Below are 13,801 nucleotides of genomic sequence, written 5' to 3'. Positions count from 1 at the left end.
AGATTGTGATTCTACATGTTCTACATGAACTGTTTGGTTTTTCCAAAGACGATAATATTCACCTTTGTGGAATAGTAATTCTTCATGAGAACCTCGTTCTATAATATTTCCCTTTTCCATTACAAAAATTTGTTGTGCATGTTGAATTGTACTCAATCTATGAGCAATCATAATCACTGTTATTCCTTGTAAACCTAATTCTTTTAACATGTCTGTAATGTGTTTTTCTGTTGTAGAATCTAAATTACTTGTTGCCTCATCCAAAATTAAAATGTCTGGGTTCTTTAACAAAGCTCTTGCAATGGCTAACCTTTGTCTTTGGCCTCCTGATAAATTTGAAGCATTTTCTTCTAACAAAGTATCATAACGTAATGGTAATTCACTAATAAACTCATAAGCATAAACTTGTTTAGATACTTGAATAACTTCTTCCAATGTAACTGTACGATCTAGACCAAACTTCAAATTATCATAGATAGATCCACTAAAGAAAAATGATTCCTGTGAAACATACGCAATTCGATCGCGTAATACAGTTCGATTTATCTCTTTAATATGATAATCATCGTAATATATATCACCTTGCTGAATATCATAATAATTCATTAACAATTTAGAAATTGTTGTTTTTCCAGAACCACTTTCTCCTACAAAAGCCACTTGACTACCTGGTTCAATTGAAAAACTTATATTATTTAATACATTTTTACGAGTTCCATAACGAAATGTAGCATTCAAGCACTCAATTTTCCCTGATAACCGTTTTAAAGAAACTTTATTATATTCAGATTCATCCTTTTCTAACTTTAAATCAAAAATTTCATTTAGCCTTTCTCCAGCAACCAACGCGGATTGCATAGTAGGCTGAATACTTATTAAATTTTCAATCGGATTTAAAAAATAAGCTAAAAGCGCATTATATGTAATTAATTCCCCAATTGTCATATTTCCTTTTAAAACTTGTACAGAACCAATCCAAAGAATTATTACACCACCAATTAATTCAAGCCCCATTTTAATAGAACTCTGTAAATTAGAAAGCATTCCTTTTTTAAATACATGTCGTAATAAATTTACAAAGCGACTTTCTGTTTGAAAAAACGCTTCTTTTTCAGCATTATAAGATTTTATCGTTGAAATTCCATTTAAAGATTCTACCAAATATGATGTTAATTTTGCATTACTCTCCATCTCTTCTCTATTAATCTTTTGATATGACTTATGAAATCCAAAAATAATAGCTATATAAAAAGGAATTAATAATAATGTAACTCCAAATAAAGTCGAATTATGCATATATAATAAAATTGAACCTAATATAACCATTAATGTATCAATCATTAATGTAACTGTTATAGTTGATAATGCATCACGTATTTTACTTGCATCCATAAAACGAGAAATAATTTCCCCAACTTTTCTTGTTTCAAAAAAATTCATTGGCAAACCTACCACATGACGATAATATCCAAGCATTAATTGAATATCTATTCTCCTACTTAAATATAAAATTAGATGAGTTCGAAAATAAGAAAGTAAAACTTTAAAAATATATAATATGATTATTCCAATAGATATAATATGAAGTGTTTGCATCAATTGATTTGTAACAATATCATCAATTAAAAATTTAAAATAAAATGCTCCTAACAAACCAAATAAATTAAAAATAATAGAAGCAAAAAACAGCGGTAATAATAAATTTATTTGCTGTTTCAATAAATAAAAAAAACGAGAAAAAGTACTTTGAGATAAATTTTCTTTTTGAAATTGTTGTCTAGGAACCATTAATACAAGAATACCAGTCCATATTTGACTAAATTCTTCAAATGAATATATAGTAAAACCTTTCCCAGGATCTGCAACATAAATTTTATTATTTTTTATCTTATGAATTACTACATAATGTAAAAAACCACCATCTAATACTACATGTGCAATAACTGGTAATGGAATTTCTTTTAATACATCTAAATCAGTTGTTTTTACTCCTTTTACTTCAAATCCTAATATTTCTCCAGCTTCTATCAAACCTTTTACATTCGTTCCTTCTAAATCTGTCCCTGCTATTTCTCTTATTTTCGATATAGATATAGTTAAACCATAATAACGTGAAATCATTGTAAGACATGCAGGACCACAGTCTTTTAAATCATGTTGTATAACAAGTGGAAATTTCCTACCAAACAAAACCAAAACCCCTTTACTAAAATCCCTATTATTTTAATAATTTTGCTTTTCCTAAAAATAAACATTTAATATAATCTTATTATAATATATAATGTTATTATAATGTTCAATATTCGTAATATTAGGATAAATAATTTATCTTAACAAGATTCCTATCTACAAAGATCTATTTTATAAATTATTTAGGAGGAAAATACTATGAAATTAAACACAAAAAAAATGCAATTTTTAACAAAAGAAGAAACTGAAAAAATTGAAGGTGGAGGTTGGAATTGGAGACCCCTCCCAACAGGGATATCATATAAACGTGATTATTCAAAAGCTGGAAAAGTAGACAGTTCATATAAACATGGATCACCATGGGGTAAATGGTAATATAATTTACAAAAAAGAAAGATTCTAAAATTAGAATTCTTTCTTTTTTTATATTCAAAAAGATAAAAACAAAACTTAATTAAAAATATTGAATCACTTATGCATATCAGTCTTTATCCTCTTTAACAACATAAAATCTTATCTCTATCTTTTATCAAATTTTATATATACCTCTAAGTTAGCTTTTAAATAAAAGATTACTTTCATTTTCATTATAAAAAATAAAAGATGGCTTAATATCAACCATCTTTCATCGCCAAATACCAACGTTCCTGTAATCAAGAACAAAATAACAATTAAGACATAGAATTCTAAAAGAAGAGGAAAGGAAAGGGCAAGCTACGGGTTTGTCATGACAAACCCCAAAAACTACGTTTTTGACTTGGTAAGAGATTCCTACAACCTTTACCGTTTTTCCGGTCTCAAAATTTCATTTTTTCGTCCTAAAACGGTTGTCGCTTTGCTCGATTTCCTATCTTTTTGAAAGTAAACTTTTAAATATTTGTTTACATTCATTTCCCCTTAATCATTGACTTCTACCCAAAACCACTGATATCCTCAAAACACACAATAAAAGTATACATTCAAAACACTATAAACAAAGAGGTCATAAATCCATGAATAAAAAACCACATCTTATTGATGTACAACCCATCCGTAGCAAAGAACAGATCGAAGATATGAAATGGGCTCTCAAACGTCATTGTTCCGAACGAGATTATATTCTGTTTCTAATTGGAATCAATACAGGATTACGTGTTAGCGATCTACTTCAAATCGAAACACAAAGCATATTGAAACTAAAACGAAAAAAAAGAAAGGAATTCAAAATCAAAGAGGGAAAAACGAAGAAGGAACGTATGATTAATCTCACTCCTATTTTTGATGAAATCTATTCCTATGCTCAAACACTAGAAAGTACCTGGTTGCTTCCATCTCGAAAAGGAAACCAACCGATTAGTAAAATTCAGGCTTATCGACAATTGCAAAAAGCCGGAGATTTCGCCGGTGTAGAATCCATTGGAACCCACACTATGCGCAAAACCTTCGGCTATTGGTTCTATAAACAAACAAAAGATGTCGCTATGTTGCAAGAAATACTGAATCATAGCACTCCACAAATTACCCTTAAATATATTGGAATCAATAAAGAAGAAAAAGATAATGTGCTTGATACATTTCTTATTTAATTCCAAAATAAAAAAGCATCTAACTTAAGGTGCTTTTTTATTTTCAAAAGGCTACTTTTAAATAGAGTAAAATATTCATCCTCTATTCAATATTTTGGCCCCATCATCATAAATTGATTTGATAGACCTTCCACTGCTTTTCTATACTTTTCTAAATCACCTTCTATATTTCTAAAAGCATCAATTCTATAAGCAAGTTCGCTTTCCAACTCAGTAAGTCTTCTTTCAACTTCTTTTGAAGTATTTCCATCCCATCTGTCAGCTAAAACCGTTTTTATAGATCTTAAATTTTTTCTATGATTCTCTAAATCTGATATACATTTCACTAAATCATTTTGCGCGCCTAATACATCTACGGCATGATTAATAACATCATAATTCTTCATACAATCCTCCCTTCCGTTAGCTCTTAGTATCTACTTGTTTGAATTTATCCGCTTGTTGATCTATAAAGTCCGCTGCTGAACGAACTGGCTCCATATAACTTCTTTGAAAGCCATAAACAGCATAAGTTATCGTGTTAATTAAATTTCCATCTACACTAGCTGGTGATTCGTTTAACACATTAATTATTTTATTACTTGCTCCAGTAAGCTTTTGATTTATATCTTCTATTTCTCTTTTTAAATTCCGCGTAATTTGCTTTACCTCTTCTACTGATAGACGAATCCTTATTTCACCTGCACGAGGAGAAGATAAAAGCCTTTGGCCAGTTTCTCCATCATACATATTTGGCATATTGAATAAACCATATTTATCATAAGAATAATTACCCGTAGAATGATAATTCGGTCCCGCACCTGTCATGACAATCCTCGACATATTGTAACCGGTCATTAAGGATGATAAAAATGGATTAAATCGACTTATATCATGAATTAAATTATTATTTTTAGCATTAGGCTTATCCGTATAATACAAATGTCCGATACGACCTCTTTGTGTATTATCATTCCCTTTAAATCCTGTAAATACTGTATCGTTGGGATTTCCATAAGTTGTAATCAGATTTTGATATTCTCCCCTTAACGCTTTTTCCTTTTTATCTTTAGGTAATAAATCAATAACATTTGGAGCTTCAAAACTTACAGCTGGCACATTATTCATAACCCCTGCATATTCACCTAAACCACCACCTAAAGAATGACCAGTTAATGTAAGCTGATACCCCTCTAGGCCATTTTCAGGATCTGACATATACTTCTTTACCTCTTTCGTTAAAACATCAGCATTAGTAAATTGACTTTCCATAATAATTTTTTGAGCTCTTTCTTTAGATGCAGCAAAGTTAAATTGCTCAGTTAAAGGAAGCGACGAGATATCTAATGCATTCATCTTATCTAAGCTTTCTTGATTTTTCCTTAAACGTCCCCCAAATACATCGAAAGCATCCGTGTCATAAAAATCTCGTCCCTCTTGTGAACCACGATAAGCAATAACAATTTGTTTTGTTTCATCATTTTTATAAATAGTTACATCAAAACTATTGTTAGGATTATGTAATGATATAGAAGTAGGTATCTCAACACGTTTCCAAGTTTCTAAATGATCCCCAACTTTTATGTCAACTCTAGAATTATCTATATAACTAGCATCTGATAAACGAACAAGAGCTTCATCACTAACTGAACTACCCATGGTTTCCATCTCCCTAAAAAAGATTTATAGTATAAATTATAAAATAATTTCAGGAGGAAAAATATGGGTAATTTTAAAAAGAAAAATATCATATTTTCAATCATTATAGCAATTATAATTTTAGCCATAGGATGTACTTCATTAATTATTCACAATAAAAATATAACAAAAGAAAAAGCTGCTAAAGTTTCCATAGAACATATGAAAAAGGAGAAAAATATAGACTTTGTGGTAACTGATGTTAAAATCGAACATTTAGAACGCGAAGGTTATATTACTGTCTCAGGATATGATAAAAATAATAAACCAAAAAAACATTACGTTGTAGTAAATAAAATTCAAAATTATGAAATCGCGTATTCGGGAGAAAAATAATCACTGTCAACAGAAAACTCTCAACAACCAAATCAATAAAATAACATACTAATAGCAAGGGAATGCTTGTATGCTGATCTGTACTGCATTCCCTTATTGTATGTATGCTATATTCTTATTCGCCTTTTTCTAACAGTAGAACCACGAATCTTGGCGAAGACATTGGTCTTTGCTCTGTCCTGGCGTTCGTCCTCGCTTTTTATTCCACGATTCCCTTGACCACGAGCCCCAAACTCCAAAAGTCAACTTCAACGGGCAAAAAACGCCCTTCTTAGCCCCCTCTGACGAGTTTGCATGAGGGTTCCCCTCATCGTCAAAGAACTTTCGCGGCATAAACACCCAAACTCAGCAAATCACTTCCAAAATTGATACCATTTCTTTTTATAAATTTAAATATTAATGAAAATTTATAAAGAAAAGACCTTTCATTTTAATTAAAAGGTCTTTTCTTTGACTATATATGTATTAAGATTTATATTTTTTGACTGTATAAGGAATGGTCACAATATATAAATCTATAGCATAGATTGTAACCCAAATACCTTTACCTTCAGACGCTAATTTTTCATTTAATTGTGATAAATGCTCTGAAACTTTTCTTTTACCCCATTTTCTAGGAAACCAATGAAAAACCTTAGGGACATTATGTTTCTTGTTATACCATACATTCAATCTCCAAAAAATGAAAAAAAACGAGACAATCATTACAATACAAAAAATATCAAAATATGAAATTCCTAAAATCATATAATACATTCTCCATTTTCACTAAAACTCAGATAATTTATCTCTTAATTCTAATTCATCCTCTGTTTCAAAACCCTTAAATAATAAATGAACAATCTGGTTATGGTTAAAAAACACATTATATTCTTTTGATAAATTACCATGAGGATATGGACAAGCAACATAATCCCATAATTTATTATCAGCTTGTTGTTGTTTTCTTCCATAAATCATAAGAGATTGATTAATTTCTTCTACAAGAACTACAGAACCAATTGGTAATAGTTCGCTTCCAATTGGTAATTTTGGTGTATATATATTTTCCATACAAAACTCCTCCTAAATAAAATAATTACTACTTTAAAAATAAAGATGTGATTTTATAAAAAATAAAGAAAGCTAGTGGCATCACTATACCAAAAATTAGAGATAATATCATTTTCTCTTTAAAAGTAGCATCTGCTCCAAACCAAAGGGCTAATAAACTAGAAGGAACAGCAATAAAACCAAAAATGATTAAAATCTTTTTAAATACCTGCAATGAAAGCAAAAACTCTTCCTCCTTATAAATACAACATTTTAACCTTTCTCTACACCAAACTTTATTCCCAAACCAATACCAAGTCCAAGACTTAATTCATTTTTTAATCCAAATTTAGCCTCTCCACCTATACTACCATAAGCTGCTTCTCCACCAACAACTACTTTCCAATCAGTAAAAGGTAACGGTATTTTAACTTCTCCCTCAGCCTTAGCTAAGTCAGCTTTTGCACTAAAACCATAGTAACCATCCTTAGCCACAACACCAGCTTCAGCATCTCCCAGTTTAAGATGTAATTTCCCATATTCATGATCTACACCAATATCATTAAAAGTACCAGCAATCTTTGCTTCTCCACCTATGCCTCCACCAAATTGAACTTTAACTTCACCTCTTAGCAACTGTTCATGAATCGTAAAATCTCCTGCTTTAAAACCAGCATCTACGAGTGCACCTTTAGCCTCTCCACCAATTTTATCCATAGATGTTAAATCACTAAAAAAAGCATTCACATTTTTAGGAAGTTGTATATCTGTTTCATACTTTAACACACTAGCAAAAGCACTATCATCTTTATCTGGATTTCCAACTACCGCACCAGATTCCTTAATTTTCAAATGATCAGATGAATCAGTAGTCGTCTTCATAAATTTATTGAACGATTCAGAAACAGGATCATAATTCTCATCCGTAGTTTCAAACTTCTCAGCAATACGATTTAACTCATCCTCTATATTAGTTAAAACCTTAACATAAGATTCATGACCCTTATTTAATGTAGGTAAATCATTATAAAAAGATAAACTTGAAGCACCTATCCAACGCATTTGAAGATTTAAGAGTTCGCCAAGAATTCTAGTATGTCGATCTGTAGATTCAGAAACAGCATGTTTAAAACTATTCGCTTTATTCCTTAACTCTTCTGGTTTAATTTTAATTTCAGTCACCTATATCCCCCCCTTATCTCACATCATCAATAAAAATATTTAAATTCTTCATTAATATAATTGGTTAATTCTTCAAAAAAATCAAGATAAAAATAAAATTGTGGGATTTTTAGCCTAATTCTGTATTCTTTATAATATATTATATAAATAATTTCACGTAACGTAATAATATACATCTACAATCAATCACACATAAAAATAATCAATTAAAAGGAGCCCTAAAGAGTAAGAACATATTAATATGTTCTTACTCTTTAGGGCTCCTTTTGTAATTATGTTCTATTCTTATTCGTCTTTTTCTAACATTAGAACCACGAATCTTGGCGAAGACATTTGTCTTTGCTGAATTCTGTCGTCCGTCCTCGCTTTTTATTCCACGGTTCCCTTGACCACGAGCCTCCGAACCCTCAAACTCCCAAAGCTAACCCCAGCGGGCAAAAACCGCCCTTTTGGGGCCACCTCTGGCGAGTTTGCATGAGGGTTCCCCTCATCGTCAAGGAACTTTCGCGGCATAAACGTCAGGACTCAGATTATAAATCTCAAAAAATCATTTTCTAAATAATCTCGCAAAAAATCCTTTTGATTCCGTATATGCTGTTAATGATTTTGTTTCTTGTACTTCACGAATTGTTTCAAGCAACTTCTGATCCCGTTTCTCTAACTTATTATCAATATAATCTTGTTGCTTTTGTAATTGTTCAATTAACAACTTATTAAATTCTTCTTGTTTCTCACTATATTCTCTAAGTTTACTAACTTCATTTTTTAATGCTTTTAATTCTTCAGCTAAAATCTCTCCAACTTCCTTACTAGGAACAGGCTTTATACTCTCTCCACCTGTAGCAAAATAATGTTCAATTTGTTTTATTGAATAATTCTGTTCTCGATGTAATTGCTTAACTATCTTCATTTGCTCAAGAGCTTTTTCATCAAAAATATTGTAACCTGACTCATTTTTCTCTAAAGGAATATATGTCTTTAATTCTTTCATCCAATTCCTTATAACATTTGGTGATTCATCTAAATATAATGCAACTTCTTTAACAGTCATAGCTATATAACCTGGGTTTTCTCCACCTAGGTATTCACTTTTATCCATCTTTTTACCCACCTTTAAAACCTAGATAAAAACCTAAATATTTTTAATATCAAGGGTTATTTCCAAAAAAATCAATCTTAGAACCTAAGTATTAAACCTAGGTTTTTACTAATTCATTCTACTAAGGTTTATATCCTTCTGTCATATGAAAATAACGAAATTTTTCATATCTCCAATTTATACTTCATTTAGCAAAGATCTTAGCTGTGCCACAAAAAGTTTTCTAATAACCTTACAACAAACCACAATCAAAATCACATTCTTATTTTTTTAACATAATAAAATTCAGTTAAAAACAAGTCATTTTATAAAATTGGAAATTCTGAATCAAAAAAGAGAGAAGAGCATAAGGGGTTTTTGGGCCCAACTAGGGGTTGGGGCTAGGCAGAGCCTAGCTTAAACGTGGGTACACGAAAATTTCCAAGATGTGTACTCACGGTCGACTCAAAATTTTCTAATTACACGTATTTTTCGTTAAAAGTAGAGTCGAGGTTTACACAAGGTACCTTCATAGCACCAAATGTGCACCTACTGTAGACAACATATTTTTTATAACTTGCAATCAAACATTACTTTAAAATACTAAAAAAGATTCATCTAAATTAAGTAAATACAAAATAATAATTTAGAAACAGATAACAATAAAACGATAGATATCATTCAAACGACTCAAAATCCGTTTTAAAGAATGAAAATCTAAAATAATATTATTTGTCATGAAAATAAAAATAAACGCTTAAAAAACAAAATAAACGGTTTTAAATGAAGGTTTTCGTTTGCTTTTGGGGTTGAGGCTGGTTCGTCGTGTGGGGACGAAACCCCACATATAACGTATTCTATTAATTTGGTAAGTGAAATTTTAAACCGAACCACTAGCGGTTCGGCTCGTATAATAGCAAATTTAAGCCGATAATCCTTTAACTGCTTTTGGATGTATCGGCTTGGTGCCGCCAAAACTCGAGCCGAAAAAAGTTTTGCAAGGATGTAGCAAAGCGAAAAGGGTGGAGATTTTCTGAAGTGAAACGAAAGAAAATACGACCCGTTCCTTGCGGAACTTTTAGCCCCCTATATAGAGAGTGAGAAGAGACAAGCATACAAAAGCAGAAAAAAGTCAGTAATATCAAGGGATTTAAGTTTTTTTATAGTTATCGAATTCGATAACTTTAGTTATCGAATTCGATAACTATAAAGTTATAAAAAAACCTGTATGAAATTCATACAGGTTACACTAATTTTATTGGTAAATTTTTTAATTCTTTTGGTTTTCTTATAAACATGGTTTGTAATGTTTGATTAATATTATCACGATCTCCACAAAGAATCACATTAGGGTTTATGTACAATGCATACATTCTAGCATTAATTCCATCTCTACCGGATTCAAAACGTCCAATTAGACCTTTTTCAATTAATTGCTTTACTAATCTACTAACTGTATTTTTACTAGAACCTATTTTTTCTGCTATTTCAGTTTGAGTCATAGGTAATTGTTCTTTTGCATTAATATCATGAACAATACAATTAGAACGAAAACCTATAAATCCAATGATTTTGTTTAAAAACATAATTTCTTCGTTTTTCAAATAATTATTTTGAATAAGATATAGCCAATTCTCTTGAATGATTTGAGCAAATTTAGCTTTATTCTTTACTTTTCGTTCTGGGACTAACTTCATTCCATGAGAATTAGCTTTTGCTTGAAGTTCATTTGCTAAATACATCTCTTCTTCTGACAAAATCTTTGAATTCTCAATATCTCTCAATCTTGAATTCCTTTCAGCTTGTTCTAAATTGACGAGCTTTGACATAAACTTTCTCCTCTTTTCTAAGATTTTCAACTAGAGAAGAGGAACATTTTATGCTATGATTCTTATAGAAATTAAAAATAAATACAAGCATAAAAATCCCCTTATCTAATTGATGGTTTGGTCGCTTTCAATTATAACATAAGGGGATTTTTTATGGTCTTTCTTTAAAAATATATTACTTTGTTGGTCTTAAAAACTTAAATACTAATAGTAAAAAACTAAATAAAATAAAAACTTGAGCATCTTGACTAGGATTACCATCATAGCCATCTTGTATCTCAGTGATTATTTCATGTGTTTTCATTTATCCCATCTCCCTTTGTATAATTCAATTTATTAATACAACAAATTTTGTAACAAAAGAGCAACTATATTATGTATTTCATGTATCCAAAATACAACCCAAAATTCAGACATCGTAACATATGCTTTTTCATTTTTTTTATAATATATCCAATAAGCATAGTTATAACAAATTCCTATTACTGCAGTACATATTATATAAGTTATCCCAAATGGATGATTTAAACCAAATATTACTGATGAAATTAAAATAATTAATATATCATATTTTCGAATCCAAGGGATAAAACGAAGAATCCAAAATAAAAAAACTTGAAAAATTAAGGTTTCTAATAAAGGAGCTATAATTATAACCGATAAAATTTGTAAATATATAGATTCATTATTTGAAGGATGACTTTGCAATTCTGGTAACAATAAAGTAAATGGTATAGTAACTAAAAAAGTTAAAATTGACATAACTAATATAAATGATACTGGGCGCAAATCCCAAAAAAATTTATGTATTGTTTTTATCAATGATTATATCTCCTTTCACTAAAACATTTTAAAATGTTAAATTTATATAATAAGTTTTTTATCATATTAGCATAAAAATCATTTATTAGAAAATATAAATATTTGATTATTATTTATGTTACACGTTTTCAATTAACTATTCATAAAAATATATAACATAAATAATAAAAACAGGATTCATTTATATAAATAAATGAATCCTGTTTTTATTTAAAACCTTTTAAAGCTTACCATTTTCCATATGGAGCTCCATGTTTATATTGACTATCTCTTCGACCATAACCACCATATGTTTTTTCACGGCAATAACCATTGTCCCAACATTGTTTTGCAGCTGTAACAACAGGAACGATAGGACGCCAAATCCCTCCATTTGTTTCCATTTCCTTTTCAGTAAGAACAGTAAATTTTGCTTCATTTAATTTCATGAAAAAACCTCCCAATTAATATATTCATTAATTATTTTACCATGAATTTTTATATTTGTTTATATAAATTTTAAAAAATATAGATTTTTATTTATTTTCCCACAAATAAAAATACTCGATGGGATTTCATTAATCTTTTTATCACCATACCACCTACATTTTAACGAAAAACTACGCTAAACAAATTCGACATAAAAAAACATTAAAATATAGGTGGTACCCCTATCCCGTCTAAATAGAGATAAAATTCAACTTACTTAATATAAATTTCCAAATTGCTTCTTCTCCTGTCACTACAGAGGCTTTACCTATCATTCCAGTATGTAATTCATTTAATTCTTTTGTATCAATCGTTGCTTCTAATTCATATACATAAGTTTTTAAATCCTTATCAAAAATAGGATGTGCCGATACGTACGTTACTATCCCTATCTGTTTATCTGTTTTCTTTAATTTAAATGAATACTGTACTTTATCTCCTTTTTTAATCCCTTTTATTTCCTCAACTGGAAGTGAAATTTTTACCTTTTTCTCATCTTCTTTAGGAATAATTGAAACTATCTCTTGACCAGGATCAACCAAATCACCTTGTTGTATGATAGAAGGAAATTGTACAATCCCATCCTTTTGCGCTTTTATAGTTGTCGTTTTATTTTGATTACGCAATCCGTCCAATTCTTGTTTTTTTACAAATATCTCTTGCTCTAAAGATTGAATTCGTTGATTAACTGAAATAACAGTGTTTTCCTTATATTGATTTAAAGCATCTTCTTTTTGTTTTTGTTTGCTCTCTCTAGTGCTATCAACTTTTTTTCTTTCACTTTCTAAAGTTCCTTTTCGTTGTTGAATTCGCTTTTCAACACTATTTTGTTGAGATTCTAAAGAATCTACTTTATCATCTAGTAATTGTTTTTGTTCCTCTAAAAGGCTTTCTTTCTTTGTTTGTTTTTTTACAGACTGTATCTCTCTTTGAACACTTTCTTTTTCGGCAATCAATCCTTGTAAAACCTCGTCTTGTTCATTTGTCAGCTTACTATTCTCTATATCTTTTATCTCAGTTTCTTTTTCATTTTGTAAGGATTGATAACCTTGCTCATATGCTTTATATTCTTCTCTTATTTTTTTATCTACTTCATCAGAAAAAGATAATTGATGAGATTGAATGCTCTGTTTTAATTGTTCTAACATCCATTTTTGTCGTTCTAAATGTTGAACAATTTGATCCGTTTGATTTTGCTTATCCGTTAATTCCTGATACTTTAATTGAACCAAAATATCACCAGTTTTCACTTCATCTCCAGACTTGACAGCAACAGTATCTACAATACCTACAGTTTGAGTTCTAGATACACTTATATCTGATTTACCTTGTATCATTGCAGTTCCCTTACTCACGATATCTAACTTTCCAACATATGCCCAAATCACAAATCCTAATAAAGTCATAAAAAGAAAACATAGTAATCCAGCAATAAAACGCGGAGGCTTTCTTTCTAACAACTCCACACTATCTGTTAATTGATCAAAAGAATAAATCTTACTCATATTGACCACCTCGCATTGCATAAGATTGTGATTCTACATGTTCTACATGAACTGTTTGGTTTTTCCAAAGACGATAATATTCACCTTTGTGGAATAGTAATTCTTCATGAGAACCTC

The 13,801-nt window shown here is 29.9% G+C and carries 16 protein-coding genes; 3 read left to right on the top strand and 13 right to left on the bottom strand.

What is annotated here, in order from left to right; translation table 11 throughout:
• The coding region (locus BLV40_RS26870; RefSeq protein ID WP_090695648.1) for a peptidase domain-containing ABC transporter at positions 1-2,190 on the bottom strand (2,190 nt) is incomplete at its 3' end.
• A gap of 198 nt (positions 2,191-2,388) precedes the next feature.
• Between BLV40_RS26870 and BLV40_RS28770 the strand changes: the two genes are divergently transcribed.
• Complete coding sequence (locus tag BLV40_RS28770; RefSeq protein ID WP_170833723.1) at positions 2,389-2,565, top strand: hypothetical protein; 177 nt, start codon at positions 2,389-2,391, stop codon at positions 2,563-2,565.
• 617 nt (positions 2,566-3,182) lie between these two features.
• Complete coding sequence (locus BLV40_RS26865) at positions 3,183-3,755, top strand: tyrosine-type recombinase/integrase (RefSeq protein WP_090695647.1); 573 nt, start codon at positions 3,183-3,185, stop codon at positions 3,753-3,755.
• A gap of 86 nt (positions 3,756-3,841) precedes the next feature.
• On the opposite strand, the gene BLV40_RS26860 is transcribed toward BLV40_RS26865, so the two are convergent.
• Together BLV40_RS26860 and BLV40_RS26855 are read right to left on the bottom strand one after the other, a co-directional pair.
• The gene (locus BLV40_RS26860) at positions 3,842-4,141 is read right to left on the bottom strand and encodes a hypothetical protein (RefSeq protein WP_026593378.1); all 300 of its coding nucleotides are present in this window, start codon (positions 4,139-4,141) and stop codon (positions 3,842-3,844) included.
• Positions 4,142-4,157: 16 nt separating this feature from the next.
• On the bottom strand, positions 4,158-5,393 hold the full coding sequence (locus BLV40_RS26855) for a hypothetical protein (protein ID WP_090695645.1): 1,236 nt from the start codon (positions 5,391-5,393) through the stop codon (positions 4,158-4,160).
• A gap of 63 nt (positions 5,394-5,456) precedes the next feature.
• On the opposite strand from BLV40_RS26855, the gene BLV40_RS26850 reads away from it, so the two are divergent.
• A complete protein-coding gene (locus tag BLV40_RS26850; RefSeq protein ID WP_026593380.1) occupies positions 5,457-5,768 on the top strand; it encodes a hypothetical protein in 312 nt (103 codons plus the stop codon).
• Between the two features lie 465 nt (positions 5,769-6,233).
• Here BLV40_RS26850 and BLV40_RS26845 read toward each other — a convergent pair whose 3' ends face one another.
• From BLV40_RS26845 to BLV40_RS26805, 10 genes are all read right to left on the bottom strand, one after another.
• Complete coding sequence (locus BLV40_RS26845) at positions 6,234-6,515, bottom strand: hypothetical protein (protein ID WP_026593381.1); 282 nt, start codon at positions 6,513-6,515, stop codon at positions 6,234-6,236.
• Between the two features lie 21 nt (positions 6,516-6,536).
• Entirely contained in the window at positions 6,537-6,821 is a 285-nt protein-coding gene (locus tag BLV40_RS26840) for a DUF4176 domain-containing protein (protein ID WP_035415579.1), read from the bottom strand.
• 28 nt (positions 6,822-6,849) lie between these two features.
• Positions 6,850-7,044: a hypothetical protein gene (locus tag BLV40_RS26835; RefSeq protein ID WP_026593383.1), complete on the bottom strand. Its 195-nt coding sequence runs from the start codon at positions 7,042-7,044 to the stop codon at positions 6,850-6,852.
• 29 nt (positions 7,045-7,073) lie between these two features.
• Positions 7,074-7,982, bottom strand: coding sequence for a WXG100 family type VII secretion target (locus tag BLV40_RS26830; RefSeq protein WP_090695643.1), 909 nt, complete (start codon positions 7,980-7,982; stop codon positions 7,074-7,076).
• Between the two features lie 547 nt (positions 7,983-8,529).
• The gene (locus BLV40_RS26825) at positions 8,530-9,081 is read right to left on the bottom strand and encodes a MerR family transcriptional regulator (RefSeq protein WP_090695641.1); all 552 of its coding nucleotides are present in this window, start codon (positions 9,079-9,081) and stop codon (positions 8,530-8,532) included.
• A 1,223-nt stretch (positions 9,082-10,304) separates the two neighbouring features.
• Complete coding sequence (locus BLV40_RS26820) at positions 10,305-10,889, bottom strand: MarR family winged helix-turn-helix transcriptional regulator (protein ID WP_026593386.1); 585 nt, start codon at positions 10,887-10,889, stop codon at positions 10,305-10,307.
• A gap of 175 nt (positions 10,890-11,064) precedes the next feature.
• Positions 11,065-11,193, bottom strand: a complete 129-nt coding sequence (locus BLV40_RS29700) for a hypothetical protein (protein ID WP_269321452.1) — start codon at positions 11,191-11,193, stop codon at positions 11,065-11,067.
• A gap of 32 nt (positions 11,194-11,225) precedes the next feature.
• A complete protein-coding gene (locus BLV40_RS26815; RefSeq protein ID WP_026593387.1) occupies positions 11,226-11,711 on the bottom strand; it encodes a CPBP family glutamic-type intramembrane protease in 486 nt (161 codons plus the stop codon).
• A 227-nt stretch (positions 11,712-11,938) separates the two neighbouring features.
• Positions 11,939-12,139, bottom strand: a complete 201-nt coding sequence (locus BLV40_RS26810) for a hypothetical protein (RefSeq protein ID WP_026593388.1) — start codon at positions 12,137-12,139, stop codon at positions 11,939-11,941.
• Between the two features lie 231 nt (positions 12,140-12,370).
• Entirely contained in the window at positions 12,371-13,684 is a 1,314-nt protein-coding gene (locus tag BLV40_RS26805; protein WP_026593389.1) for a putative HlyD family type I secretion protein, read from the bottom strand.
• Between the last annotated feature and the right edge of the window lie 117 nt (positions 13,685-13,801).

The sequence above is a fragment of the Bacillus sp. 166amftsu genome (assembly GCF_900107445.1).
Taxonomy (GTDB): Bacteria; Bacillota; Bacilli; order Bacillales; family Bacillaceae_G; genus Bacillus_A; species Bacillus_A arachidis.
This window is presented reverse-complemented; position numbering and strand designations above follow the sequence as displayed.

What these genes read in the sequence shown, in the direction of transcription:
- BLV40_RS28770 (WP_170833723.1), top strand. Translation starts at nt 2,389, where the DNA reads ATGAAATTAAACACAAAAAAAATGCAATTTTTAACAAAAGAAGAAACT.
- BLV40_RS26865 (WP_090695647.1), top strand. Translation starts at nt 3,183, where the DNA reads ATGAATAAAAAACCACATCTTATTGATGTACAACCCATCCGTAGCAAA.
- BLV40_RS26860 (WP_026593378.1), bottom strand. Translation starts at nt 4,141, where the DNA reads ATGAAGAATTATGATGTTATTAATCATGCCGTAGATGTATTAGGCGCG.
- BLV40_RS26855 (WP_090695645.1), bottom strand. Translation starts at nt 5,393, where the DNA reads ATGGGTAGTTCAGTTAGTGATGAAGCTCTTGTTCGTTTATCAGATGCT.
- BLV40_RS26850 (WP_026593380.1), top strand. Translation starts at nt 5,457, where the DNA reads ATGGGTAATTTTAAAAAGAAAAATATCATATTTTCAATCATTATAGCA.
- BLV40_RS26845 (WP_026593381.1), bottom strand. Translation starts at nt 6,515, where the DNA reads ATGATTTTAGGAATTTCATATTTTGATATTTTTTGTATTGTAATGATT.
- BLV40_RS26840 (WP_035415579.1), bottom strand. Translation starts at nt 6,821, where the DNA reads ATGGAAAATATATATACACCAAAATTACCAATTGGAAGCGAACTATTA.
- BLV40_RS26825 (WP_090695641.1), bottom strand. Translation starts at nt 9,081, where the DNA reads ATGGATAAAAGTGAATACCTAGGTGGAGAAAACCCAGGTTATATAGCT.
- BLV40_RS26820 (WP_026593386.1), bottom strand. Translation starts at nt 10,889, where the DNA reads ATGTCAAAGCTCGTCAATTTAGAACAAGCTGAAAGGAATTCAAGATTG.
- BLV40_RS29700 (WP_269321452.1), bottom strand. Translation starts at nt 11,193, where the DNA reads ATGAAAACACATGAAATAATCACTGAGATACAAGATGGCTATGATGGT.
- BLV40_RS26810 (WP_026593388.1), bottom strand. Translation starts at nt 12,139, where the DNA reads ATGAAATTAAATGAAGCAAAATTTACTGTTCTTACTGAAAAGGAAATG.
- BLV40_RS26805 (WP_026593389.1), bottom strand. Translation starts at nt 13,684, where the DNA reads ATGAGTAAGATTTATTCTTTTGATCAATTAACAGATAGTGTGGAGTTG.